The organism is Kitasatospora sp. NPDC002227, assembly GCF_040296285.1.
Lineage (GTDB): Bacteria > Actinomycetota > Actinomycetes > Streptomycetales > Streptomycetaceae > Kitasatospora.
This window is the reverse complement of record NZ_JBEOWY010000014.1, coordinates 44,505-67,540: the sequence shown is the minus strand read 5'-3', so window position 1 is coordinate 67,540 and position 23,036 is coordinate 44,505. Positions and strand designations below refer to the sequence as shown.

Annotated in this window: 23 protein-coding genes; 9 read left to right on the top strand and 14 right to left on the bottom strand. The window is 74.0% G+C overall.

Annotation, left to right across the window (positions count from 1 at the left end; all coding sequences use genetic code 11):
- Positions 1-138: 138 nt before the first annotated feature.
- Together ABT095_RS15560 and ABT095_RS15555 are read right to left on the bottom strand one after the other, a co-directional pair.
- Positions 139-1,368: a CynX/NimT family MFS transporter gene (locus tag ABT095_RS15560; RefSeq protein ID WP_350529919.1), complete on the bottom strand. Its 1,230-nt coding sequence runs from the start codon at positions 1,366-1,368 to the stop codon at positions 139-141.
- A 56-nt stretch (positions 1,369-1,424) separates the two neighbouring features.
- Positions 1,425-2,153, bottom strand: coding sequence for a FadR/GntR family transcriptional regulator (locus tag ABT095_RS15555; protein ID WP_350529918.1), 729 nt, complete (start codon positions 2,151-2,153; stop codon positions 1,425-1,427).
- 438 nt (positions 2,154-2,591) lie between these two features.
- Here ABT095_RS15555 and ABT095_RS15550 point away from each other — a divergent pair, with 438 nt between their 5' ends.
- Complete coding sequence (locus ABT095_RS15550; protein ID WP_350529917.1) at positions 2,592-4,415, top strand: LCP family protein; 1,824 nt, start codon at positions 2,592-2,594, stop codon at positions 4,413-4,415.
- Between the two features lie 81 nt (positions 4,416-4,496).
- Here the strand turns inward: ABT095_RS15550 and ABT095_RS15545 are convergent, their stop codons facing one another.
- From ABT095_RS15545 to ABT095_RS15505, 9 genes are all read right to left on the bottom strand, one after another.
- The gene (locus ABT095_RS15545; protein ID WP_350529916.1) at positions 4,497-5,336 is read right to left on the bottom strand and encodes an HAD family hydrolase; all 840 of its coding nucleotides are present in this window, start codon (positions 5,334-5,336) and stop codon (positions 4,497-4,499) included.
- Between the two features lie 50 nt (positions 5,337-5,386).
- Positions 5,387-6,661: a serine--tRNA ligase gene (serS, locus tag ABT095_RS15540; RefSeq protein ID WP_350529915.1), complete on the bottom strand. Its 1,275-nt coding sequence runs from the start codon at positions 6,659-6,661 to the stop codon at positions 5,387-5,389.
- Positions 6,662-7,095: 434 nt separating this feature from the next.
- Positions 7,096-8,031 (bottom strand): prephenate dehydratase, encoded by a 936-nt coding sequence (gene pheA / locus ABT095_RS15535; RefSeq protein ID WP_350529914.1) that lies wholly within the window; start codon positions 8,029-8,031, stop codon positions 7,096-7,098.
- An 82-nt stretch (positions 8,032-8,113) separates the two neighbouring features.
- The gene (gene efeB, locus ABT095_RS15530) at positions 8,114-9,325 is read right to left on the bottom strand and encodes an iron uptake transporter deferrochelatase/peroxidase subunit (RefSeq protein ID WP_350529913.1); all 1,212 of its coding nucleotides are present in this window, start codon (positions 9,323-9,325) and stop codon (positions 8,114-8,116) included.
- Entirely contained in the window at positions 9,322-11,373 is a 2,052-nt protein-coding gene (locus ABT095_RS15525) for a copper resistance CopC/CopD family protein (protein WP_350529912.1), read from the bottom strand. Before ABT095_RS15525 ends, efeB begins: the two co-directional genes overlap by 4 nt.
- Before the next feature lie 7 nt (positions 11,374-11,380).
- A complete protein-coding gene (locus tag ABT095_RS15520; protein ID WP_350529911.1) occupies positions 11,381-11,860 on the bottom strand; it encodes a copper chaperone PCu(A)C in 480 nt (159 codons plus the stop codon).
- Positions 11,857-12,528 (bottom strand): SCO family protein, encoded by a 672-nt coding sequence (locus ABT095_RS15515; protein WP_350529910.1) that lies wholly within the window; start codon positions 12,526-12,528, stop codon positions 11,857-11,859. The genes ABT095_RS15520 and ABT095_RS15515 overlap by 4 nt, the downstream gene beginning before the upstream one ends.
- 71 nt (positions 12,529-12,599) lie before the next feature.
- Entirely contained in the window at positions 12,600-13,331 is a 732-nt protein-coding gene (locus tag ABT095_RS15510) for a YcnI family copper-binding membrane protein (RefSeq protein ID WP_350529909.1), read from the bottom strand.
- A gap of 134 nt (positions 13,332-13,465) precedes the next feature.
- Complete coding sequence (locus ABT095_RS15505; RefSeq protein WP_350529908.1) at positions 13,466-14,293, bottom strand: hypothetical protein; 828 nt, start codon at positions 14,291-14,293, stop codon at positions 13,466-13,468.
- Positions 14,294-14,523: 230 nt separating this feature from the next.
- On the opposite strand from ABT095_RS15505, the gene ABT095_RS15500 reads away from it, so the two are divergent.
- Positions 14,524-15,141: an ATP-binding protein gene (locus ABT095_RS15500; RefSeq protein WP_350529907.1), complete on the top strand. Its 618-nt coding sequence runs from the start codon at positions 14,524-14,526 to the stop codon at positions 15,139-15,141.
- Between the two features lie 53 nt (positions 15,142-15,194).
- Here the strand turns inward: ABT095_RS15500 and ABT095_RS15495 are convergent, their stop codons facing one another.
- Complete coding sequence (locus ABT095_RS15495) at positions 15,195-15,830, bottom strand: TetR/AcrR family transcriptional regulator (RefSeq protein WP_350529906.1); 636 nt, start codon at positions 15,828-15,830, stop codon at positions 15,195-15,197.
- A gap of 37 nt (positions 15,831-15,867) precedes the next feature.
- Here ABT095_RS15495 and ABT095_RS15490 point away from each other — a divergent pair, with 37 nt between their 5' ends.
- The 6 genes from ABT095_RS15490 (at position 15,868) to ABT095_RS15465 (ending at position 20,662) form a co-directional block, all read left to right on the top strand.
- Positions 15,868-16,194, top strand: coding sequence for a rhodanese-like domain-containing protein (locus ABT095_RS15490; protein ID WP_350529905.1), 327 nt, complete (start codon positions 15,868-15,870; stop codon positions 16,192-16,194).
- A 49-nt stretch (positions 16,195-16,243) separates the two neighbouring features.
- Positions 16,244-17,110 carry a LysR family transcriptional regulator gene (locus tag ABT095_RS15485; protein ID WP_350529904.1) on the top strand — a complete coding sequence of 289 codons (867 nt, stop codon included), beginning with the start codon at positions 16,244-16,246 and terminating at the stop codon, positions 17,108-17,110.
- The gene (gene alc / locus ABT095_RS15480; RefSeq protein ID WP_350529903.1) at positions 17,008-17,937 is read left to right on the top strand and encodes an allantoicase; all 930 of its coding nucleotides are present in this window, start codon (positions 17,008-17,010) and stop codon (positions 17,935-17,937) included. Before ABT095_RS15485 ends, alc begins: the two co-directional genes overlap by 103 nt.
- Positions 17,938-18,000: 63 nt before the next feature.
- A complete protein-coding gene (locus tag ABT095_RS15475) occupies positions 18,001-18,255 on the top strand; it encodes a hypothetical protein (RefSeq protein WP_350529902.1) in 255 nt (84 codons plus the stop codon).
- Positions 18,256-18,292: 37 nt separating this feature from the next.
- Positions 18,293-19,567, top strand: a complete 1,275-nt coding sequence (locus ABT095_RS15470; RefSeq protein ID WP_350529901.1) for an amidase — start codon at positions 18,293-18,295, stop codon at positions 19,565-19,567.
- Between the two features lie 273 nt (positions 19,568-19,840).
- Positions 19,841-20,662 (top strand): protein phosphatase 2C domain-containing protein, encoded by an 822-nt coding sequence (locus ABT095_RS15465; protein WP_350529900.1) that lies wholly within the window; start codon positions 19,841-19,843, stop codon positions 20,660-20,662.
- A gap of 1 nt (position 20,663) precedes the next feature.
- Here the strand turns inward: ABT095_RS15465 and ABT095_RS15460 are convergent, their stop codons facing one another.
- Positions 20,664-21,557: an oxidoreductase gene (locus ABT095_RS15460; protein ID WP_350529899.1), complete on the bottom strand. Its 894-nt coding sequence runs from the start codon at positions 21,555-21,557 to the stop codon at positions 20,664-20,666.
- Between the two features lie 158 nt (positions 21,558-21,715).
- On the opposite strand from ABT095_RS15460, the gene ABT095_RS15455 reads away from it, so the two are divergent.
- The gene (locus ABT095_RS15455) at positions 21,716-22,492 is read left to right on the top strand and encodes a DUF2785 domain-containing protein (protein WP_350529898.1); all 777 of its coding nucleotides are present in this window, start codon (positions 21,716-21,718) and stop codon (positions 22,490-22,492) included.
- A 98-nt stretch (positions 22,493-22,590) separates the two neighbouring features.
- Here the strand turns inward: ABT095_RS15455 and ABT095_RS15450 are convergent, their stop codons facing one another.
- On the bottom strand, positions 22,591-22,908 hold the full coding sequence (locus tag ABT095_RS15450; RefSeq protein WP_350529897.1) for a hypothetical protein: 318 nt from the start codon (positions 22,906-22,908) through the stop codon (positions 22,591-22,593).
- Positions 22,909-23,036 lie beyond the last annotated feature (128 nt).

Below are 23,036 nucleotides of genomic sequence, written 5' to 3'. Positions count from 1 at the left end.
GAACCGCGCGAGGTCGGAGGACACCGGCCTGTCGCCTGCCGCTGCGCGCAGTTCCTCGCGCCCCTGGATAGTGCAACTGGCTCAGAGCGCAGCTGGTACGGCGAGTCGCCGGGTCGGCCGCGCCCCTGAACGGCGCAGCTAGAGCGTGTGGTTGCGCCCGGCGCCCCAGCCCGCGACGGCGGCGACGCCGGCGAGGGCGAGCATCAGGACCAGGGTGACGTTCCAGCCTCCGGTGAGCTGGTGCAGGGCGCCCGCGCCGACCGGGCCGGCGGCCGCGACCAGGTAGCCGACGGCCTGGCTCATGCCGCCGAGCTGGGCGGCCCCGGCCGCGCTGGAGGTACGGAGCACGATGAAGGCGAGGGCCAGGCCGAGCGAACCGCCCTGGGCCAGGCCCAGGACCGCCGCGTTGACCCAGGCCCCGGAGACCGGGGCGATCAGCAGTCCGGCGATGCCCGCCGCGTTGAGGGCGGCCATGCCGACCGCGAGGCCGCGCTGGCGGGTCATCCGCCCGGCGGCCAGCGGCACCAGGAAGGCCCCGGCGACCTGCATCAGGTTGCTGAACGCGAAGACCAGACCGGCCTGGCCGCGGCTCATGCCGTGGTCGGCCAGCATGGTCGGCATCCAGGCGACCATGATGTAGACCAGCAGCGAGGAGATGCCCATGAAGAGGCTGATCTGCCACGCCAGCCGGGAGCGCCAGATGCCCTCGATCGGGCGCGCGGCAGGTGCGGCCATGGCCGGGGCGGGCACGGCGCGGCCGCGCAGCACCTGCGGCAGCCAGGCCGCGGCCGCGACCACCGCGAGCAGCGACCAGGCCCCGAGCGAGGCCTCCCAGCCTCCGCCGAGCGCATTCTCCAGCGGCACCGAGACCCCGGCGGCCAGCGTGGCGCCGACCAGCATGGTGGTCGAGTAGACCCCGGTCATCGCCGCCGCCTTGTGCGGGAACTCGCGCTTGACCAGGCCGGGCATCGAGACGTTCAGCACCGCGATCGCCACGCCGATCACCATGCAGCCGAGGTACAGCGCCACCACTGAAGGCAGCACCCGAAGGAGCACGCCCGCGCCGAGTACCAGCACGGCGCCGAGCACCACGCGCTCGGTGCCGAAGCGGCGGGTCAGCTGGGGGGTGAGCGGCGCGCCCAGGCCCTGGAACAGCACCGGGATGGTGGTGATCAGGCCGCTCGCGGTGGCGGAGAGCCCGAAGCTGCGCTGGATCTCGCCGACCATCGGCGAGATCGCCGCCAGGCAGGCGCGCATGTTGAGCGCGACCAGCACGATGCCCGTGAGCAGCAGGGCGGGGTGCGCGAGCGTGGTGCGGGTACGGACGACTGGGGCGACAACCGGCTGGTGGACGCGGGTGACCGACATCGGTGCAGGGCTCCGGGCAGAGTGGGGCTGGGGAAAGGGGGGAGGTGCGGCGCGCGTTACTTGCGCGCGGCGATGGTGGCGAGCAGCTGCTCCACGGCGGCCGTCGGCTCCGCGAGCAGCTCGCGACACGCGGCCTCGGCACGCTCGGGGTCGCCGCTCTCGATCGCGTCGACCAGGCGCTCGTGGGTGGCGATGACGACATCGGGCAGTTCGTGGTCGCCGAAGGCCGTCCGCATCGACTCGCGGACGGAGGCGCCGAAGTACCGGTAGACCTCGGTCAGGGCCGGGTTGTGGGCGGCCTCGACCACGGCGGTGTGGAACTCCAGGTCGTGCTCCACGGTCGCCTCGCGGCCGGCCCGCTCGGGCTGGGCGGAGATGACCTCGGCCTCGCGGGCCAGGGCGGCGCGCATCCGCGCGATGTCCTCGGGGGTGTGCCGGACGGCGGCCAGCCTGGCGGCCTCCGCCTCCAGCGCCGCGCGGACCTCGAGCACGTCCCGGACGCCGGAGCGCTGGACCCCGCGCAGTACGGCCGCCGGGTCGCTGGTGCTGCGCACGAAGGTGCCCTCACCCTGCCGGGAGACCAGCATCCCCGCGTGCACCAGCACCCGGATCGCCTCCCGCACGGTGTTGCGCCCCACCTGCAGCCGCTCGGCCAGCTCGTGCTCGGTCGGGATCTTCGTCCCCACCGGCCACGCGCCCGCGCTCAGCTGCTCCCGCAGCTGCTCGATCGCCGCATCGACCAGGGACTTCCGCCCGGGGGCCTGCAGCCCGTCGTTCCCGCTCACGCCGCACTCCCTTCCATGGCGGTGGCCTTGTCCGGTCATCCTACAACTGCTTGCCCGGTCATCCTACAACCGGGTGGGGCCTGGTGGCCGTACGAACGGGCCGGGGGAGGGACGGGGGTGCCGAGCGCGGCCCTGGCGGTGTCCGCCTTCGCCGCCGCGGCCCGCCGCCGGCGCGGGTGATGCGGCTGACCAGCGTCAACCCGGTGCACGGAGTACCCGTGCACCCCCGCCGTGCTGGATGATTGGCCAATCAGGAGCCCAGGCAGTGACTCCGCAATGTTGCCTTTATATGCTCCGCTGAAGCTCTACGCGTCCGCACGGTACGGCGCCCGGCCCGAAAGGGCCGGAGCGGCGGGTTCGGTCGGCCGGGGGCGCCCACCCCCGGGCACCACGTGGTGACGGAGGTGCTGTACCTGTCGGCCGGTGAAGGGTGTACGTATGTCAGGCCAGAGGACGGGGTCGTCCGACCACGACGCCGGTTGGTGGCGGGACGACGCGCCGTACCAGGACGACGCACCGCTGCGCGACGACGCCCCGTACGGCTCCACCCCCCGGTCCTCCTACGCCGCCGTACCCCGGCAGGGCGGCGCCCGGCGCGGTGAGCAGCAGGACGGCCCGCGCCCGGGCGGCCGGGCAGAGGCCCGGCGGGCCCAGCAGGGCGGGCGCTCGGGCAACGGGCAGGGGCCCGGCGGCCCCGAGGCCGGTGGCCGGGCCGCGGCCCGCGCGGCGGCCGGGCGGGGCAAGAAGAAGAACCGCCGGAAGGTCGTCGTCTGGGTGGCCGTCTCCTCGCTGGCGCTGGTCGCCGTGGCGGGTGGGGCGATCTACTGGAAGCTCAACGGCAACATCAGCACCTTCGGCCAGGACGGCGTCAGCTCCGACCGCCCGGCCGCCGCGGCGCCGGACGCCGACGGCCACACCCCGCTCAACATCCTGCTGATCGGCTCCGACTCGCGCGGCGGCGACAACAAGGACTTCGGCGGCGGCGGCGACGGCGGGGCCCGCTCGGACACCACGATCCTGCTGCACGTCTACGCCGACCACAAGCACGCCGTGGGCATCTCCTTCCCCCGTGACTCGCTGGTCACCATCCCCAAGTGCAAGCTGCCGAACGGGAAGTGGACCAACGAGCAGCACAACGTGATGTTCAACGCCGCCTTCTCGGTCGGCGACACCGACCAGGGCAACCCGGCCTGCACCCAGAACACCGTGGAGAAGCTGACCAACCTGCGGGTCGACCACACGATGGTGGTCAACTTCGAGGGCTTCGCCAACATGACCGCCGCCGTCGGCGGCGTCGAGGTCTGCATGCCCAACGCCATCTACGAAGGCGACCTCAACCCGAACCTCGGGCACAAGGGCAAGCAGATCTTCGCCAAGGGCCCGCAGACCGTCCAGGGCCAGCAGGCGCTGGACTACGTCCGGCTGCGCCACGGCGTCGGCGACGGCTCCGACATCGGCCGCATGAAGCGCCAGCAGGCCTTCATGTCCGCGCTGATCAAGGACGTCAAGACCAAGGGCATGAGCCCGACCACGCTGCTCCCGCTGGCCGACGCGGCCACCAAGTCGCTCATCGTGGACGAAGGCCTCGGCTCGGCGGTCAAGCTGATGAACTTCGCGATGACGATGAAGGACATAGACCTGCACAACATCAAGTTCGTCACCACGCCGTGGAAGTACGAAGGCGCCCGGGTGGCGCTGGTGGAGCCGGACACCGACCAGCTCTTCGCCGCGCTGAAGGCCGACCGCACCCTGGACGGGCAGGACGCCAGCGCGGGCAGCTCGAGCCCCACGCCGGCCGCCGAGACCTCCTCCTCGGCCCCGGCCGCTCCCTCCTCGGCCCCGGCGGCCGAGGCCGGTACGGTCAAGGGCTCCGGCATCCGGGTGGGCGTCTACAACGGCACCACCACGGCCGGTCTGACCAGCAAGGCGGTGACCACGCTCAAGGCGTCCAAGTTCACCGTCACGACGGTGGCCAACGCCTCCACGCAGAACCACGCCACCACCGTGGTCCAGTACGGCCCGGGTGAGAAGGCCGCGGCGCAGAGCGTGGCCGCGCTCTTCCCCGGGGCGGCGCTGGAGACCAGCACCCGGGCGGGCGTCAGCCTGGTGCTCGGCAAGGACTACGCGGCCGGGAACGGCGGCGGCTCCGGGAGCGGTGGCGGCGGCGCGGCGAGCGCGGCGCCCGGCCCGCTGCCGACCACCATCAGCGCCCAGGCCCGCTCGGCGGACGACGACCCCTGCTCGAACGTCTCGTACGGGTAGTCCGGCAGGCAGGCAGCGGAGAGGGGGCGCGGAATCCCGCGCCCCCTTTCGCCTGCCCGGGGCGGAGCCCGGACCGGCTGATCAGCCGAAGAGGCGCTCCAGGACCACCGCGACGCCGTCCTCGTCGTTGGAGAGGGTCACTTCGTCGGCGACGGCGAGCAGGGTGGGGTGGGCATTGGCCATCGCGACGCCGTGCGCGGCCCAGCCGAACATCGGTATGTCGTTGGGCATGTCGCCGAAGGCGATGGTCCGGGCCGCCTTGACGCCCAGGCGGTGGGCGGCGACGGCCAGGCCGGTCGCCTTGCTCAGGCCCAGCGGCAGCAGCTCGACCACGCCGGGGCCGGCCATCACGACGCCGACCAGGTCGCCCGCGACCTGCTGGGCCGCGGCGGCGAGCTGGTCGTCGCTCAGCTCGGGGTGCTGGATGTAGAGCTTGCTGACCGGGGTGTCGAGCAGCTGCTCGACCGCGACGGGGGTGACGGGCAGCTTGGAGCCGATCTGCAGCTCGTAGCCCGGCCCGGCGAGCACCCGGCCGCCCAGGCCGTCCTCGCTGGCGGCCACGGCCAGCGGGCCGGTCTCGGCCTCGATCTTGGCCAGCGCGGTGGCGGCGAGGCGGCGGTCCAGGGTGAGTGAGGTGAGCAGCTTGTGCGCGCCCGCGTCGTACACCTGGGAGCCCTGGCCGCAGACGGCCAGGCCGGTGTAGCCGATCTCGTCGAAGACCGGGCGGGCCCAGGTGGCGCCCCGGCCGGTGACGACGATGTGCAGCGCCCCGGCCGCCTCGGCGGCGGCCAGGGCGGCCCGGGTGCGCTCGGAGACCGTCTCGGCGGTCGTGAGCAGGGTGCCGTCCAGATCGGTGGCGACCAGCTGATAGGGCAGGTCGCCACCTGGGGAGACATTCTCGTGCTGGCTGGTGCTGCTCATCTGCCGAAGGTCTCCCATGCTGCTGGACCGGCGGTCTCCCGCCGGGGTGGCTACTTGACGGGCTCCAGGACGGTGCGGCCGCCCAGGAAGGGGCGCAGCGCCTCGGGCACCAGGACGGAGCCGTCGGCCTGCTGGTGGTTCTCCAGGATCGCGACGATCACGCGCGGGACGGCGACGAGCGTGCCGTTCAGCGTGGCGAGCGGGCGCACGCCGTTCTCGTCGCGCATCCGGATGGAGAGCCGGCGGGACTGGTACTCGGTGGTGTTCGACGTGGAGGTGACCTCGCGGTACTTGCCCTGGGTCGGGATCCAGGCCTCGATGTCGAACTTGCGGGCGGCCGAGGCGCCGAGGTCGCCGGAGGCGACGTCGATCACCCGGTACGGCAGCTCGAGCGCGGAGAGGAAGTCCTTCTCCCACTGGAGCAGGCGGCGGTGCTCCGCCTCGGCCTCCTCCGGCGTGGTGTAGACGAACATCTCCACCTTCTCGAACTGGTGCACCCGGATGATGCCCCGGGTGTCCTTGCCGTAGGTGCCCGCCTCGCGGCGGAAGCAGGAGGAGTAGCCGGCGTAGCGCAGCGGGAGCTTGTCCGCGTCGATGATCTCGTCCATGTGGTACGCGGCGAGGGGGACCTCGCTGGTACCGACCAGGTAGCGCTCTTCCTCCTCGAGGAAGTACACGTTCTCCGCGGCCTGGCCGAGGAAGCCGGTGCCGTCCATCGCGGCGGGGCGGACCAGGGCGGGGGTGATCATCGGGATGAAGCCCGCGGCGGTCGCCTGGGAGATCGCCATGTTGACCAGGGCGAGCTCGAGCAGCGCGCCGACGCCGGTCAGGTAGTAGGAGCGCGAGCCGGCCACCTTGGCGCCGCGCTCGGTGTCGATGGCGCCCAGGATCTGGCCCAGCTCGACGTGGTCCTTGGGCTCGAAGCCCTCGGCCGCGAAGTCGCGCGGGGTGCCGATCTCCTCGAGGGTGAGGAAGTCCTCCTCACCGCCGACGGGGGCGGCCGGGTCGATCAGGTTGGCCAGCGAGCGGAGCAGGCGGTCGGCCTCGTCCTTCGCCGCCGACTGCTCGGCGTCGGCGGCCTTGACCTCGGCGGCCAAGTCCTTGGTGCGCTGGAGCAGGGCGGTCTTCTCCTCGCCCTGGGCCTTGGCGACCTGCTTGCCGAGCGTCTTCTGCTCGTTGCGCAGCTCGTCGAAGCGGCTGCCCGACGACCGGCGCCGTTCGTCGGCAGAGAGGAGGGCGTCGACGAGGTCGACGTCCTCACCACGGACGCGCTGCGAGGCGCGCACTCGGTCTGGGTCCTCACGGAGCAGGCGAAGGTCAATCACGGGGCCCAGCCTACCGGGGCGGGGGCCTCGGACAGGAACAGGTTTGTCAGCTGTGGATAACACCCTCCGGCCTGTGGATAACCGCTGTGGGAAACGGCGCCGGGCCCGGTTGTCCACAGGCTGTGGGGGCGGCCTGTGGAGTTCCGCGGGATCGAGGGAGCAGATGGCTTCCTGCCAAGGAAATGAGGTTTGAAACCTCGATACACCTTCTCAGGTGAGGGAATTCGCTCACTCGGAGGGATGAAATGCCGGATCTTGGCTGACGCCAGTCCGATTAGTCTGTTCTACGCCGCTGTCGGTTGATCTGACCGGGTCTTCCAATGGATATGCCGGTTTGTCGATTCATCCCCAGGCCTGTGGACAACTGTGGATAACTCACGGTCCCACCGGCCTGTGGACAGGCCGGTGGACAACAGCTGCCGCCCGGGCCGGCCTCAGAGCTCGCCGCGGCCGTCCAGGCAGCGGGAGAGCCAGTCGGCCGCCGCGCTGAAATCCTCGTCCGAGGTGCCCGGTCGGCGCGGCCGGACCGCTCCCTCGTCGGCCCGGGGGTAGGAGCCGAGGAAGCGCACCTGCGGGCAGATCCGCTTGAGGCCCATCAGCGCGTCGCTCACCCGGCGCTCGCTGAGGTGCCCCTCGCAGTCGATCAGGAAGCAGTACTGGCCGATTCCCTCACCGGTCGGGCGGGATTCGATCCGCATCAGGTTGATGCCGCGCACCGCGAACTCCTGCAGCAGTTCGAGCAGCGCCCCCGGGTGGTCGTCCGGCAGCCAGACCACCATCGAGGTCTTGTCCCGGCCGGTCGGCGAGGAGACCCGGCCCGGGCGGCCCACCAGTACGAAACGGGTGGTCGCGTTGGCCGCGTCGTGGATGTCGGCCTCGAGCACCTCGAGACCGTACAGCGGGGCGGCGAACTCGCCCGCGAAGGCGCCGTCGAAGCGGCCCTCCTGCACCAGCCGGGCGCCGTCCGCGTTGGAGGCTGCCGACTCCCAGCGGGAGTCCGGCAGGTTGGCCGAGATCCACTTGCGCACCTGCGGCTGGGCCACCGGGTGGCTGGTCACCGTCTTGACGTCCGCCAGGGTGGTGCCCGGCCGCACCAGCAGCGCGAAGGCGATCGGCAGCAGCACCTCGCGGTAGATCATCAGCGGCGCGCCCGCGGCCAGCTCGTCGCTGGTCGCCGTCACGGCGCCCTCGACCGAGTTCTCCACCGGGACGAACGCCCCGCTGGCCTCCCCGGCCCGGACTGCGTCCAGCGCCGCCGGGACGGAGGCCAGCGGCACCAGCTCCCGGGTGGCTGCCTCGGGCAGGGTCCGCAGAGCGGCCTCGGTGAAGGTGCCCGCAGGCCCGAGGTAGGTGTAGCGGGTGGCCGACATACCGCCTCCGAATCGCTGATCAGACTGGCCAAGCCAGCTTAGTGAGGCGCCCGGTGGCCCTGTGGCGGTGTCCGAGGGCCGGTCACCCTTCGAGCAGTTGTTGCCCGACGTACCCGCCCTCGGGGGCGCCCGGCGGCACCGCGTACAGGCCGCTCGCCTCGTGCCGCAGGAAGCGGGAGAGGCTGTCGCCGCGGGCCAGGCGCCGCTGCACGGGGACGAAGCCGTGCGCCGGGTCGGCCTGGAAGGCGAGGAAGAGCAGCCCGGCGTCCGGCCGGCCGTCCGGGCCGGTGCCGTCCGCGTAGCTGAAGCCGCGCCGCAGCATCGCCGCCCCGCCGTTGGCGGCCGGGGCGGCGATCCGGATGTGGGCGTCCGCGGGGATGGCCAGGGTGCCGTCCGGGTGCTGGGCCGTCAGGTCGGCCGGGGTGTGCTCGGTGCCGCCGGAGAGCGGGGCGCCGTCCTGCTTGCGGCGGCCGATCACCCGCTCCTGGCGGTCGGTGGGCAGGTTGTCCCAGTTGTCGAGCAGCATCCGGATCCGGCGCTGCACCAGGTAGCTGCCGCCCGCGAACCAGTCCGGGCCGGTGGCGAAGACCTTGCCGTCGAAGTCCTTCGCGCCGGGCCGCGGGTTGTTGGTGCCGTCCAGCTGGCCCATCAGGTTACGGGTCGTCAGCGGCTTGGCGGTGGCGCCGGGGCTCCGGCTGAAACCGCTCATCTGCCAGCGCTGGGTGGCCAGCCCGGCGGCGGCGCGCAGCAGCGCGCGGTGGGCGTGGAAGACCACCAGGGCGTCGTCGGCACCGATCTGCACCCAGAGGTCGCCGTCCGAGCGGGCCGGGTCGAGGGCGTCCTCGGGGAAGGCGGGCAGCGGGGTGAGGGCGGCCGGGCGGCTCGCGGTGAGCCCGGTCCTGTCGAAGAGGCTCGCGCCGAAGCCGAAGGTGACGGTGAGCGCGCAGGGGCCGGCGTCGGCGGCGACGAAGTCCTCGGAGCCCGGGATCGCCTCGCCCCGGGTGAGCCGCTCGGCGGCCGCGGACCAGTGCCGCATCAGCTCGCGCAGCCCCTGGCGCCCGGCGGTGGGGGCCAGGTCGAAGGCCGCCAGCTGCACCTTGGCCTGCTGGGGCTCCACGATGCCCGCCTGGTGCGGGCCGTGGAAGGCGTACTGCTGTGTGCCGAGAGCCGGGGCGGCGCCGTCCACCGCCAGGGCCCGGCCGCCGGTCAGCCCGGCACCGAGGCCGGCCGCCACCCCGGCGGCGGCGGTGCCGAGCACCGCCCGCCGGGAGAACTGCTGCTGCGGTGCGGTCATCCGACGGTCACCGGCTTCACCTCGGTGGTCTGGTCGAAGTCGGAGGAGCGGACCTGCACCGAGACCACCCACTGGCCCGCGAGCGGCAGCTGGACGGTGCCGCTCCACCGGCCGGTGCCGGCCGGGTTGAGGGTGACCGGGAGCGGGCCGAGGTCGCGGTCCGGCAGGGTGAAGGCGACCTGCACCTCCGGCACGCTCACCGGCTTGCCGCTCTCGTCCGTCAGGGTCAGCACCACGGCGTTCTGGCCGGTGGCGGCGGGGCCGAGGGCGACCGTCGCGGTGCCCTTCGACCCGGGGGTCTTGCCACCGGTGTTGTACGGCAGCTTGAGCTCCAGGCTCTTGCCCGGCGCCACACCGGGCACGTTCGGCGCGCTGGTCGCCTTGGCCGGCGCGGGCCCGGTGGCGGCGATCGCCTCCGCCACCCGCCCGGGCGGCGAGTTGGTCAGCATCGTGGTCACCACCAGCACCGCGACCCCGACCCCGGCCTCCACCAGCACCGCCCGCCGCAGTCCGGCCCGAGGCCCCGACCCCCCACGCGCCTTCCGCTCCCCGGCCGCCGCCACCGCCGCCCGCTGCCGCGCGAGCTGAGTGGCCCGCACGGGATCGGTCTCCACCTCGTCGGAGCCGGAGCCGGAGCCGGAGCCGGAGCCGGAGCCGGCGTCCGGAGCCTGGCCGCTGACCGCGGCGTCCGCGGGAGAGGCGGGGCCGGAGGCGGTGGTGGGCCGCGCGGCGTCGGCCGGCTCCTCGCCGGAGTCGGTGCGCAGGCGGGCCAGCCAGCCGCGGGAGAACCAGGCGACGCCGACCATCGCGACCACGCAGCCGGTCTTGATCAGCAGCAGGCGGCCGTACTCGGTGCCGGTGAGGGCGCTCCAGGAGCCGAGGCCGCGCCAGGACTGGTAGACGCCGGTGACGACCAGGACCGCCACCGACCAGAAGGCGATCTTGGAGAACCGCTCCACGGCCTCGGTCGGCAGACCGCTCCGCAGGCCGACCAGCAGGGTGACCAGCCCGCCGAGCCAGCCGGCCATCGCCAGCAGGTGCAGTGCGCCGAGCGGCAGGGCGAGGGCGACCTGGATGCCCACCGAGGCGTGGTCGGCCCCGACCCAGGTCGCCGAGAGCGCGACCGCGAGCACCGTGCCCGCCACCCCGAGCCCCAGCCGGGCCTCGCGGAGCGGCCGTTCGGCGGCCCGCTGCTCCAGCGCCCGCAGCTCGGCCTCCTCCGCGTCCTCACCCGGTACCGTCGCCGGCTCGGCGGCGGCCCGCTGCTGCCCGAGCTGGCTGACCAGGAGCGAGAGGAAGACGCCCGCGGCGGCGAGCAGCAGCAGCCGGGCCGAGAGCGCGGTGCCGATCCGCTCCTCGAGCGTGGTCCGGACCAGGCTCAGGTCCAGCGCCTGCCCGATCCCGCTGCCGCGCTCGTACGGCGCCCGCAGCAGCAGAACCGCCACGGTGGAGACCAGCAGCGCGACCCAGCCGCCCATCAGCAGCCGCTGCACCTTCGCCACCCCCGCCCCGCGCGGCCAGCAGACCAGCACGAAGGCGGCCGAGCCGGCGAGCAGCGCGAAGGCCGCGTACGCGACCACCCGGCCGGTGCCGTAGGCGGCGGCGACCACGGTGTCCGCCTTGCCGCCGGAGCTGACGGCGGTGGCGCTCACCGAGGTGGCGGAGGGGGCGCCGATGGAGAAGGTGAAGGCGCCGCCGACGGGGTGCGAGTCCTCCGAGACGGCCCGCCAGGCCACCGTGTAGGTGCCGTTGCCGAGGCCGGGGTTCAGCTGGACGCGGGCGGTGTCGGCCTTGCCGTCCGCGTGGCTCGGGTTGCCCTGGTCGACCGCCTGGCCGGTGGGGCCGAGGACCCGCACCGAGTCCGGGGCGAGCGAGACGCCCTCGCTGAAGGTCAGCGTCACGGTCGCGGGCGCGGTGGGCACCACGGAGTTCTGCGCCGGGTCGGTGGAGATCAGCGTGGCGTGCGCGGCGGCGGTGCCGGCCGCGCCGAGCAGCAGGATCAGCGCCGCGCCGAGGGCGCCGAGCAGGGCCCCGAGCCTTCTCAACATGGTTCGGTCAGCTCCCGGGTCGGTAGGTGAGGGGCTGGACCGGCACCTGGACGGTGATGGTGGCGCCCTTGGCGAAGGTCAGGTCGAGTTCGAGCCGGTCGCCCACGGCGGGGTCCTTGGACCACCCCATGATCATCAGGTGGTTGCCGCCCCGCTCCAGCTTGAGCGCGCCGTGCGCGGGCACCGGCAGGCTATCGGCCTGCTCCATGGTGGAGCCGGTCGAGCGGTGCATGGTGACCGACTTCGCCGCGGGGCTGCTGACCTTGACCAGCTGGTCGTCCCCGCCGCCGTTGTTGGTGACGGTCAGGTAGCCCGCGCCCATCCCGCCGGGCGTGGCGGGCAGCGGTATGTACGAACCGGAGATGCTCAGCTCGCTGGCCTTGGTGTCAGTGGCGCCGTCGGAGCCGCAGCCGACCACGAACACCCCGGCGGTGAGCGCCGCCGCCAGGCCGGCGCCGATCAGGGCGCTGCGACGGAAGGCGTTCACGCCGGCACCCCCTTGGCGAGCAGGGCTAGGTCGTGGGTGAAGGTCTCGGTGGAGCTGCCGCTCAGGTAGAGCAGATGGGCCTTGTTGTCGGAGGGCAGGAAGGCGAGCACCTGGGCGCCGTGGGTGGAGGTCACGCTGCCGTCCTTGTTGACGATCGGGTCCTCGACCATGATGCCGAGCGGTTTGGCCGCCGCCTTGACCTTCGTCAGGTCGCCGGTGAGCCCGACGAAGCTCTTGCCCATCGAGTCCAGCCAGGTGCGCAGCACCTTGGGGGTGTCGCGGGTCGGGTCGGTGGAGACGAAGACCACGTCGATCTTCTTCTGGTCCTCCGGCGAGAGCTTGGACATCGCCACGCCGATGTCGCCCATGGTGGTCGGGCAGACGTCGGGGCAGCTGGTGTAGCCGAAGAAGAGCAGCGTCGGGTGGCCGTCGGTCTGCTTGCGCAGGTCGTACGGCTGCCCCGAGGTGTCGTTCAGCACCAGGTCGGGCTTGTCGAAGTGCTTGCTCAGCACGCTGCCCTGGTACGGGGAGTTGCTGGTCTCCCTGGTCACCTTGGCGGTGCCGTCGGTGCCGTCGGTGGAGCCGCCGCTGGAGCCGCAAGCGGTCAGGGTGAGCGCGGCGGTCAGCGCGAGGGCGGCCGCGCCGAGCAGTCGGTGGTTCTTGGCCATGGTGGTCGGTCCCATCTGGGTGGTGCGGTGGCCGGCCGGGGCCCGGCGGGGGCCCCGGCCGGCCGAGGGGGTCAGGAGGCGCTGCTCTTGCGGCGCAGGCCCATGACGCCGAGGGCGGCGCCGAGCACGCCGACCACGATGCCGACCACGCCGAGGGTGCGGGCCGCATTGTCGGTGCCGCCCGCCTTCGAGGTGGCCTCGGCCGTCTTGGCCTGGTCCTGGGAGGCGGTCATGCCGTGGTGGTCGCCGGCGGCGTCGGCCTTGGTGAGGGTCAGGGTGGGCGCCGGCTTCGCGGGCTCGGGCTGGCCCTCCTTGGCCTCGTCGATCCAGCGGACCACGTTGCCGTCGTCGTAGGTCTGGAGTGCCTTGAAGGTGAGCTTCTCGGTGTCGGTCGGCAGCGCGCCGAGCGAGACCCGGAACTCCTGGAACTGGCCGGGGGCGATCTTGGTGCCCGCGTCGGCGGTCCAGGTGATCTTGGAGACGGCCTCGGTGATGTCCTGGCCGTGTGCCTTCAGCGGCTTGTCGAGCTTGGACTTCTCCAGGGTGGCCGTCCAGCCCGGCAGCGGCTGGGTCCGCACCGAGGCCATCGGGTGGTCCATCGGCAGGCTGACCTCGAGCTTCACGGTGGAGGCGGTGTCGCTCTCGTCCGGCACCCGGAAGGCGACGGCGGTGTACCCGCCCTGGGCGGCCGTACCGGGCTGCACCGTCACGTGCGCGAACGCGGGGGAGGCCACGGCGACGAGCGTGGCGGTGGCCACGGCCACGGTGGCGGCGGCGAGACGGTTGGCAGGGGTGAAGCGCATGACGTACTCCAAGGGAGGCGGGCACGCGGAAACGCACGCGTGCACGACGGAAGAGGCGGTGGGTGCTGGCCGTCGGTGGTCCGGACGGCCGTGCTCGGGCGCACGCCTCTGCTACTCGGAGGTACCTGGAGAGGTCAGCGCGCCAGGGCGGCCACGGGCGGGCCGCGCCGGATCACGCTGTGCCGCAGTGCGGCGGTGACGGGCAGCCGCCAGCTCCCCGCCCGCTCGGGCCGGGCGCGGTACGCGGCCGGGGCCTCGCCGAGCAGCACGGCGCTCAGCAGCGCGAGCGCCCGTCGCAGCGGCGCCGCGTACTCCCGGGCGGCCTCGCGGGTGACGGTGGCCATCAGGCGCAGCAGGCGCCAGAGCGCGGCCTCGCCTCGCCGCAGCCACCAGCCCGCGACCACGGCGGCGGCCAGGTGGCCGAGCAGCATCGCGGGGCTCAGGCCGAGCGGCGCGGAGTGCGGCGCGGCGGTGACGTACGCCTGCGGGTCGAGCCCGGCGGCGCTGACCACCTGCTCGGGGGTGGTGCCGAGCGGCACCACGGTCAGCCCGTCGCGCGGGTTGTCGTCGCAGAGCAGCCGGCCGGCGACCTGGGCCAGTGGGCTTCCGCCCATGCCGCCCATGCCGCTCATGCCGGGCATGCCGGCGGCGTGACCGGCGCAGTAGTGGAAGAGCAGGTGCAGGCCGAGCTGGCCCGCGCCCAGCGCGGTTGAGATCGCGAACAGTGAGCGCTCACACCCGCCGAGCAGCGCGGCCACCGCGCAGACGGCGGCGAAGCCGAGCGCCAGCGTGGGCGCCGACACCTCACCGGCGCCCAGCAGGGCGTGACCGGCGGCGGCCACCAGCGTGCAGACCAGGGCGAACGGCACCGCACGGGCCAAGCGCAGATCCCAGGCGGCGGCCGGGGCCTGGCGGCCCTGGGCGGCGATGCCTGTGCGCGAGGCGGCGGTGACGGTAAGCATGGCCGGGCAATCCTCTCATCACCTACCTGGGCCGCCGGGGGAGGGTGCAGAAATACATCAGAATGCCCCGTTCGGCCCCGGCGCGTGGCCAAGGCCATGCGCCGCTCGGCACAGCACGCTGCCCCAGTCCATCCGCCGAACGGGCGGTACCGGGCCCGCCGTACGGTTCACCGCGAGATCGGTCGGAGATACCTAGTTGTATGTGGAGCCGCAGCCAGGAGGGACCTCCCGTGGACATCTGGTGGACTCTGCACCTCAAGCGCGACCCGGCCAGCGTTCCGCTGGCCCGGCGCATCCTGCTCGGCGCCATGGACACCGCCGGGGTCGATCCGCAGATCGCCCACGACCTGGGCGTCGCGCTCAGCGAGGCCTGCGCCAACGCGGTCGAGCACGCGGTCGGCGAGGGCTTCCAGATCACCGCCTCGCTGGAGGGCGACCGCCTCCGGATCGAGGTCACCGACTCCGGCCCGGGCCTGCCGGCCGTCGCCGCCGCCCCGTCGCCGCTGCCCCGGCTGCGCCGCCCCGCCCCGGCCGCCCCGCCCCGGCCGGCCGTCCACCGCCGCACCCGCCGAGGCCGCGCCTCCCTCCCGGCTCCCGTCCCGACCCGCCCCCGCCCGGCCGGCCCCTACGACACCCACGTCCTGCCGCTGCGCCGCCCCGCCGCCACCCGCACCCCGGAGTTCGACGGCCTGCCCGACCTCTTCGCCGAGAGCGGCCGCGGCCTCTTCCTGATCCACGCCCTCACCGACCACGTCCAGCTCCACAACCACCCCCTGCGAGGAGCGACGGTCAGCTTCGACAAGCAGCTGAAGTGGCAGGACCGCGGCCTGTTCTCGGTGGCCTCCTGATCAGCAGCGCTCTGCGTGATCCGGCCAGGAGCTCCCTTCCCGGTGCGGGGGGCTCATGAGGCCGGCACGGAGTGGGCCAGGCGGCGGAGTCCGGCGCGGAGCCGGTCCTCACCGAGCTCCGGCAGCAGGGCGCCTACGTGGTCGGCGGCCAGCGCGGCGAGCAGGGCGTGGGCGTCGTACTCGGGGTCGGCGCTGCCGGTGAGCAGGATCGCCAGGTGGCGGTGCCAGAAGCGGTAGGCGCCGATCCGGTAGCGCGCGCCGGGGGTCGAGGTCTCGGACATCCGGACCAGGGGCAGGTGCGCCACCAGGTAGTCGAGGTACGCGTCGACGAACGCGGGGACGCGCAGGGCGGCCGGGGCGCCGGGGCCGAGCGGCGGCGGGCCGGCCAGGACGGCCTCCTGCAGGGCGCGTTCGCGGGCGTCGAGCAGGGCGGTGGCCAGGCCCGACTTGTCGCCGAAGCGGCGGAACAGCGTGCCCTTGCCGACGCCCGCCGCGGCCGCGATCTGGTCCATCGAGACGGCCTCGACGCCGTGCTCGGCGAAGAGCCGGGCGGCTGCCTCGAGTACGGCGGCCCGGTTGCGGGCGGCGTCGGCGCGCTCCTTGGGCGGCGGGGTGCGGAGCAGCTCCAGTGGCACCGGCTCCGAGGGCCTTGCATAAGCGGACTGTGGTCCGCTAGCGTTCTGGGTCATAAGAGGACTGTAGTCCGAATCCACCGGAGGTACTGGCATGACCGCACTCATCACCCGCGGCGACCTGCTCACGGCGATCGAGACCGGCTCCGTGACCGTGGTCGACACCCTGGGCGGCGCGTACTGGGAGCAGCAGCACCTGCCCGGCGCCGTGGCGCTGACCCCGAGCGAGGTCGATGCCCGGGCGGCCGACGTGCTGCCCGACCGTGCCGCCGCGATAGTCACCTACTGCTCCAACCCGGCCTGCGCCAACAGCGGCCAGGTGGCCGACCGGCTGACCGCCCTCGGCTACACCGATGTCCGCAAGTACCGCGAGGGCATCCAGGACTGGGTCGAGGCGGGGCTCCCCGTCGAGTCGGCCTGACGTCCGGCTTGGCCGTCCGGTCCGCCGTCACCCGTCATAGCCTGGCGGGATGGCGGTGGACTGGGATCTGCGGAAGTTGCGGGTGCTGCGGGCGGTGGCGGAGTGCGGGACGGTGACGGCCGCCGCCGAGCGGCTGGTGCTGTCGCCGTCGGCGGTGTCGCAGCAGGTGAGTGCGCTGGCGCAGCAGGTGGGGGCGCCGATGCTGGAGCCGTACGGGCGGCGGGTGCGGTTGACGGGGGCGGCGCGGTTGCTGCTGCGGCATGCCGAGCGGGTGTTCGGGGAGTTGGAGGTGGCGGAGGCCGAACTCGCCGGGTACCTGCACGGGTTGGCGGGGGAGGTGCGGGTCGGCGCCTTCGCCACGGCGATCGGGGGGCTGGTGGTGCCGATGGCCGTCCGGCTGCGGGCGGCGGCACCGGAGTTGACCGTCACCGTGGTGGAGGCGGAGGCGGGTGAGGCGTACCGGCTGCTGGCGGCGGGCGAGGTGGAGCTGGCGCTGTCGCTGGCGGCCCGGCAGGGGGTGGCGGAGGATGCCCGGTTCGTCCAACGGCCTTTGCTGAGTGACCCGTTGGACGTCGCCCTGCCGCTCGGCCATCCGCTGGCCGAGGTCCCGGGGCTGCGGCTCGCGCAGCTGGCGGACGAGCCGTGGATCTACGGCGCCACCGGCCCCTGGCAGGAGATCACCCTGACCGCCTGCGCGGACGCCGGCTTCGTGCCCGCGCGGGCGCACACCGCCGCCGACTGGTCCGCCGTCCTGGCGCTGGTGGGCGGCGGGCTCGGGGTGGCCCTGGTGCCCCGGCTGGCCTCGGCGGGGCCGTGCTCGCGGCGGGCGACGAGTTCTTCGCCGACCGGGAGAACCTGCTGCTGCCGGAGCGGCCCGAGTTCCGGCCGCACACCTTCGGCAACAAGGGCCAGATGATGGACGGTTGGGAGACCCGCCGGCGCCGGGGCGGCCCGGACGGCGGGGTGCACCCGGGAGCCGGGGACCACGACTGGGCGATGATCCGGCTCGGGGTGCCGGGGGAGGTGCACGGGGTGCTGGTCGACACCGCGCACTTCCGGGGCAACTACCCGCCCGAGATCTCGGTCGAGGGCGCCGAACTGCCCGGCACCCCGGGCCCGGAGGAGCTGGCCGCCGCCGCGTGGCGCCCGCTGGTGGCGCGCTCGAAGGTCCGGGGCCACGCCGCCAACGGCTATGCCACGGTGGACCGTTCACGCGTCACCCACCTGCGCCTCAAGCAGTACCCGGACGGCGGGATCGCCCGGCTGCGGGCCCACGGGGTGGCCCGGCCGGATCAGGCCTGGCTGGCGGCGCTCGGCACCTTCGACCTGGCGGCACTGGAGTACGGCGGAGCGGTCGAGGGCTGCTCGGACCGCTTCTTCTCCGACCCGGCCAACGCGATCATGCCCGGCCGGTCCCGGGTGATGGGCGAGGGCTGGGAGACCAGGCGGCGCCGTGGCGCCGGCCATGACTGGCTCCGGCTCCGGCTGGCCGGCCGAGGGCTGATCCGCGCGGTGGAGGTGGACACCGCCAACTACCTGGGCAACGCCGCCGGTTGGGTCGAGCTGTACGGGCGGGACGGCGAACACGGCGAGTGGTTCGAACTGCTGCCCAGGCTCGCGCTCCAGCCGGACACCTGCCACCGGCTGCCGCTCCCGCACTCCCGCCCGGTGACCCACGTCCGCCTGGACGTGCTGCCCGACGGCGGTGTCGCCCGGCTGCGGCTGCACGGCAGCCTCACCTGACGGCCGCCCGTTCGGCGTAATCGAGCTTGCCCGGCCGAGCCGGGCGTTCGCAGCATGGTGATCATGGACCACCAGATGCGGGCCGAGTACGGCCCCCGCGGCGCCGACGGCGGAGTGAAGACCTGGCACATCGTGGCGGAGGACCCGGCCCGGGCGATGTGCGGCCGGGAGCTGAGCCCGGAGGCCGAGACGCTCTCGCCCGCGCACTGGGGCGACGACCCCGGGCTGTCCTGCCACACCTGCGGGGCGCTGCTGCTGCGCGAATCCCCCTACCTCCCGGCCGAGCACGAGGAGGGCGAGCGCCGTTCCGCCTGGTGAGCCGGGCGGTGGCCGCCCCGGCCCGTACAGTCGGGCCATGGAGCCTCTGATCCACCACGTACCGCTGCGCCCCGGCCACCCCGAGCAGCCCGGGTACGTCGACCAGCTCTGCACCCGGATCGACCAACTCGACCCGCTCGTGCAGGCGTTCGTGGCCGAGCCGGGCCGCTACACCCGGCTCTCCGCCGAGGCGGAGCAGCTCGCCGCCGGGCCGTTGCACGGGGTGCCGGTCGGGGTGAAGGACGTCATCCACGTCAACGGGCTGCCCACGCACGCCGGGTCCGCCCTGCCGCCGGGGGTGCTCACCGGGCCGGAGGGCACGGCGGTGCGGCGGCTGAAGGCGGCGGGGGCGCTGATCACGGGCAAGACCGTCACCGCCGAGTTCGCCGTGCTCGCGCCCGGGCCGACCAGGAACCCGCACAACCAGGCCCACACGCCCGGCGGTTCGAGCAGCGGCTCGGCCGCCGCCGTGGCCACCGGGCTGGTGCCGCTGGCCCTCGGCACCCAGACGGTCGGCTCGATCGTCCGCCCGGCCGCGTACTGCGGGGTGGTGGGATGGCGCCCGAGCGCCGGGCGGATGCCGGTGGACGGCCTGATCCCGCACTCGCCGACCCTGGACACCCTCGGCGTCTTCACCGCCGAGCTGGCCGGGGCCGAGCTGGCCGCCTCGCTGCTGTGCGACGAGTGGCGCCGACAGCCGCCGGCCACGGGCGAACTGCTGCTCGGCGTACCGGACGGGCCGTACCTGGAGCGGGCCACGCCCGAGGGCCGGGCGGTGTTCGAGCAGCAGCTGCGGGTGCTGGCCGGGCTGGGCGTCGGCATCCGGCGGGTGCCCGTGATGGGGTCCTTCGACGAGCTCGTGCAGGACTTGCGGACGGTGATCCGGTACGAGCTGGCGCAGGTCCACGCCGAGTGGTTCGCCCGGTTCGGCGGGCTGTACCGGCCGGAGACGGCCGCCGCGATCCGGATCGGGCGCGAGGTGGACCAGGCCGAGCACGCGGCGGCGCTGCGGGCCCGGAGCCTGTTCCAGGAGGTGCTGGCAGACACCATGGCCGCCACCGGCGTCGACCTCTGGGTCACCCCCGCCGCCCCCGGCGTGGCGCCCGTCGGCCTGGAGACCACCGGCGACGCCGTGATGTCCCTCCCCTGGAGCTTCGCCGGCCTGCCGGCCCTCGCCCTCCCGGCCGGCCGCAGCCCCGCGGGCCTCCCGTACGGCCTCCAGCTGGTCGGCGCGGCGGGGGCGGACGAGCGGCTCATCGAGCTGGCCCGCCCGCTCGAAGGCACGCTGGACCGGGTCTGGCCGGCCGCCTGACCTCGGCCACCGGCTGACCTCGGCTACTTGTCGCGGTACTCGGGCCCGCCGATCAGGAAGAGCACGAGCAGCGTCGGGAAGCCGATCGCGGCCACGATCAGCACGATGGTCTGCCACCACATCAGGGCCTCGCAGGAGAGGTCGGGGATCTTGGTCCCTCCGACGCTAGACGGGCCCCGAGGGCCCCGCCACCGGAGCACCGGGCCCGGCGGCGCGGGACCAAACGTGTGCACGGGTCTGGGCCGGACCGGTTCGGACCCGCACACTGGCGGGATGCAGGTACAGCTCGCGGGCGAACCGCAGAAGCCGGGCAGGACGAGCGAGGACTACGCGGCCGCCTCCCCGGAGGCCCTGGTACTGCTCGACGGTTCGAGTACGCCGGAGGACATGGACTCCGGCTGCCGGCACGGCACCGCCTGGTACGTGCGCAGACTCGGCGCCCACCTGCTCACCCGGCTCACCGACCGCTCGGACCGGTCGATCGCCGAGTGCCTGGCCGACGCCATCGTGGAGACGGCGGCCCTGCACGGCGGGCGCTGCGACCTCGCCCACCCCGGCACCCCCGCCGCGACGGTGGTCGCGGCCAGGCTGCACGGGCGCTCGCTGGAGTACCTGGTGCTCGGCGACTCGATGCTGGCACTGCAGTACAAGGACGGGACCGTCCGGCCGATCGGCGACAACCAGCGCTTCCCCGGCGGGGACGAGCTGCGCCGGCAGGTCTGGGCGACGGTGCCGGGCTCCGCCGAGCGGGCCGCCCTGCACCGCCGCTACACGCTGGCCGTCCGCGCCGCCCGCAACACCGGCCGGGGCCCGTGGATCGCCGCCGCCACCCCCAAGGCCGCCCCGCACGCCGAGACCGGCTTCGCCCGCCTGGACGACCTGCGGGCGGTCGCCGCCCTCACCGACGGCGCCGCCCGCTGGACCGACCGCTTCGGCCTGGGCAGCTGGACCGACGCCCTGCGCCTGCTCGGCGAGGCCGGCCCGACCGCCCTGATCGGCCAGGTCCGCGCCGCCGAGCGCACCGACCCGCACTGCGAGCGCTGGCCCCGGGGCAAGGCGCACGACGACGCGGCGGCTCTGTACGCGGTGATCTGACTCAGCCGGTGACGGTGGCCAGCAGGGCCAGGTCCTCCGGGGTGAGGCGCAGGGCGGCGGCGGCGACGTTGTCCTCCAGGTGGGCCGGGTCGCCGGTGCCGGGGATGGCCAGCACGTGCGGGCCCTGGCTCAGCGTCCAGGCGAGGCGGACCTGGGCGGTGGAGACGCCGTGCGCCCGGGCCACCGTCTCGACCTGCTCGCTCTCGCCCGGCGCCGCCGCCACGCCGGCCTCGGTGCGCTGACCGGCGATGGCGTAGAACGGCACGAAGGCGATGCCCTGCTCACCGCAGAGCCGGAGCATCTCGTTGTTCGCCCCGCCGTCCAGGTGGTACTTGTTCTGCACGCACACCACGGGTGCGATGGCCTGGGCCTCGGCGAGGTGGGTGGCGTTGACGTTGGACACCCCCAGGTGGCGGATCAGGCCGGCCTGCTGCAGCTCGGCGAGGGCGCCGAAGTGCTCGGAGACCGAGGTCAGCGAGACCTGGCGGCGCAGGTTCACCACGTCCAGGTGGTCCCGGCCGAGCTGGCGCAGGTTCTCCTCCACCTGGCCGCGCAACTGCTCGGGCGTGGCGGTGTACCACTCGCCGTCCGGCCCGCGCCCCGGCCCGACCTTGGTGACCACGACCAGGTCGTCGGCGTACGGGTTGAGCGCGCTGTTGATCAGCTCGTTGGCCGAGCGCAGCCAGGAGAAGTAGAAGGAGGCGGTGTCGATGTGGTTGACGCCGAGCTCGACCGCGCGGCGCAGCACCCGGATCGAGGTCTCGCGGTCGCGCGGGGTGCCCTGGTCGAAGGCGGCGGTGCCGGTCAGCCGCATGGCGCCGAAGCCGAGGCGGTTGACGGGCAGGTCGCCCAGCTGCCAGGTGCCGGCCGCGGCGGCGGTCGTGGTGGTGGTCATGGTGGTGCTCCCCCTCGTGATGTCCTTGCCGTGAGGCTCACGCATCATGGACCTCGCGCCGGCATACCGCCAAGATCCGCCGGGAGCAGCGATTCTCACACCGCGAACGGGAACCCGGTGCGGTGCCGCCACGTTTGACCTGGTGAGAATCGGGAGCTGTGACCACCTGGACGAAGTACCTCGACCACCCCGAACTCCCACCCGTCCCCGAGCTGCTGCCGGCCCTGAGCGAGGCGCTGCGCTCCCCCGACCCCGTGCTCCGCGACGACCAGGCGTACACCCTGTTCGCCCGTTGGATACCCGTCCTCCCGCTCGAACTGCTGCGCCCGCTGGGTGACGAGATGGCGGCGCGGCTCGCCGATTCCGAGATCCAGGCGCGCAGTTTCGCCCCGCTGGTGCTGGCCAAGCTGGTGCGGCGCGGGGTGTACGCACCCGACTGGCAGGCAGCCTTCGCCCGCTGGTACCCGGCCGAGACCGACCTGCGCGGCTACCACGCCCACCTCGGCTGGCTGCACGCCGTGGCCCACGGGGCCGATCTGCTGGGGGAGTTGGGCCGCTGCCCGGAGGTTGATCCGTTCTCGATGCTCGAGCTGGCCGCCGCCCGCCTGCTGGCGCCGACCGGCCACCTCTTCGACGCGATGGAGGACGACCGCCTCGGCGCCGCCATCGCCCTGACCCTGACTAGGCCGGAACTGACGGAGCGCCAGTGCTCCGACTGGCTGGTACCGATCGCCGCAGACTTCGAGGCGGGCGAGCCCGGGCCCGTCCCGGCCTACGCGTCGAACACGATGCGGACGCTCCGAGTGGTCCATCTGCTGGCCGACCGCGGCGTACGGCAGTCGGACGGCGGCCCGGTCCTGCAGCTGCCCCGGGCGGCGGCGGTGAAGGCGGCGGTGGCCGGAGTGCTCGCGACCTGCGCGCCGTACCAGGGCTGAGAGCAACCGGCCCACCGAGCACTCGGTCGCGGCCGCCCCGCCGTGCGTCAGGGGGTACGCACGGTGGGGCGGCCGTGGGCCCGGAGGCCCGCGGCCCGTTACGGGCGGAGCGGGAGCCGGGCGGTCCGTGACAGCGACACGCAGATGACGGAGGTGGCGGCCCACACCAGGGGGACGGTCCACGGGCTCCACCACATGAGCGGCAGCGAGACGGCCGCGGCCGCCAGCAGCGCGACGGTGACCGGCAGGACAACGTCGCGCCGGTGCCGCCTCAGCTGCTCGCCGAGCACCTCTTCGACGATCTCGGCGACCCGGTCGTCGATGGTGTCCTCGTAGTGCACGAGGAACTGCTCCATGTCGTCGCTCCTGCCGGTCGGGCAGGGGCGGCCGGCGGCGCTCGAGTGTCGATCGGTCATGTCCCCACGATGTCGCACCGGGCGGCGCCGGGTCGACAGCGTGAACCCACCGGCCGGACGGGGGGTAAACCCTACCCCCGCTCATGGGCTTTCCCCGCTGTCGACGGGTGGTCGGGTTGGGTACCGTC

Coding starts and splice junctions, on each gene's coding strand:
- ABT095_RS15560 (WP_350529919.1), bottom strand. CDS start 1,368: ATGTCGGTCACCCGCGTCCACCAGCCGGTTGTCGCCCCAGTCGTCCGT.
- ABT095_RS15550 (WP_350529917.1), top strand. CDS start 2,592: ATGTCAGGCCAGAGGACGGGGTCGTCCGACCACGACGCCGGTTGGTGG.
- ABT095_RS15545 (WP_350529916.1), bottom strand. CDS start 5,336: ATGAGCAGCACCAGCCAGCACGAGAATGTCTCCCCAGGTGGCGACCTG.
- pheA (WP_350529914.1), bottom strand. CDS start 8,031: ATGTCGGCCACCCGCTACACCTACCTCGGGCCTGCGGGCACCTTCACC.
- efeB (WP_350529913.1), bottom strand. CDS start 9,325: ATGACCGCACCGCAGCAGCAGTTCTCCCGGCGGGCGGTGCTCGGCACC.
- ABT095_RS15525 (WP_350529912.1), bottom strand. CDS start 11,373: ATGTTGAGAAGGCTCGGGGCCCTGCTCGGCGCCCTCGGCGCGGCGCTG.
- ABT095_RS15515 (WP_350529910.1), bottom strand. CDS start 12,528: ATGGCCAAGAACCACCGACTGCTCGGCGCGGCCGCCCTCGCGCTGACC.
- ABT095_RS15510 (WP_350529909.1), bottom strand. CDS start 13,331: ATGCGCTTCACCCCTGCCAACCGTCTCGCCGCCGCCACCGTGGCCGTG.
- ABT095_RS15505 (WP_350529908.1), bottom strand. CDS start 14,293: ATGCTTACCGTCACCGCCGCCTCGCGCACAGGCATCGCCGCCCAGGGC.
- ABT095_RS15495 (WP_350529906.1), bottom strand. CDS start 15,830: ATGACCCAGAACGCTAGCGGACCACAGTCCGCTTATGCAAGGCCCTCG.
- ABT095_RS15490 (WP_350529905.1), top strand. CDS start 15,868: ATGACCGCACTCATCACCCGCGGCGACCTGCTCACGGCGATCGAGACC.
- ABT095_RS15485 (WP_350529904.1), top strand. CDS start 16,244: ATGGCGGTGGACTGGGATCTGCGGAAGTTGCGGGTGCTGCGGGCGGTG.
- ABT095_RS15475 (WP_350529902.1), top strand. CDS start 18,001: ATGGACCACCAGATGCGGGCCGAGTACGGCCCCCGCGGCGCCGACGGC.
- ABT095_RS15470 (WP_350529901.1), top strand. CDS start 18,293: ATGGAGCCTCTGATCCACCACGTACCGCTGCGCCCCGGCCACCCCGAG.
- ABT095_RS15465 (WP_350529900.1), top strand. CDS start 19,841: ATGCAGGTACAGCTCGCGGGCGAACCGCAGAAGCCGGGCAGGACGAGC.
- ABT095_RS15460 (WP_350529899.1), bottom strand. CDS start 21,557: ATGACCACCACCACGACCGCCGCCGCGGCCGGCACCTGGCAGCTGGGC.
- ABT095_RS15450 (WP_350529897.1), bottom strand. CDS start 22,908: ATGACCGATCGACACTCGAGCGCCGCCGGCCGCCCCTGCCCGACCGGC.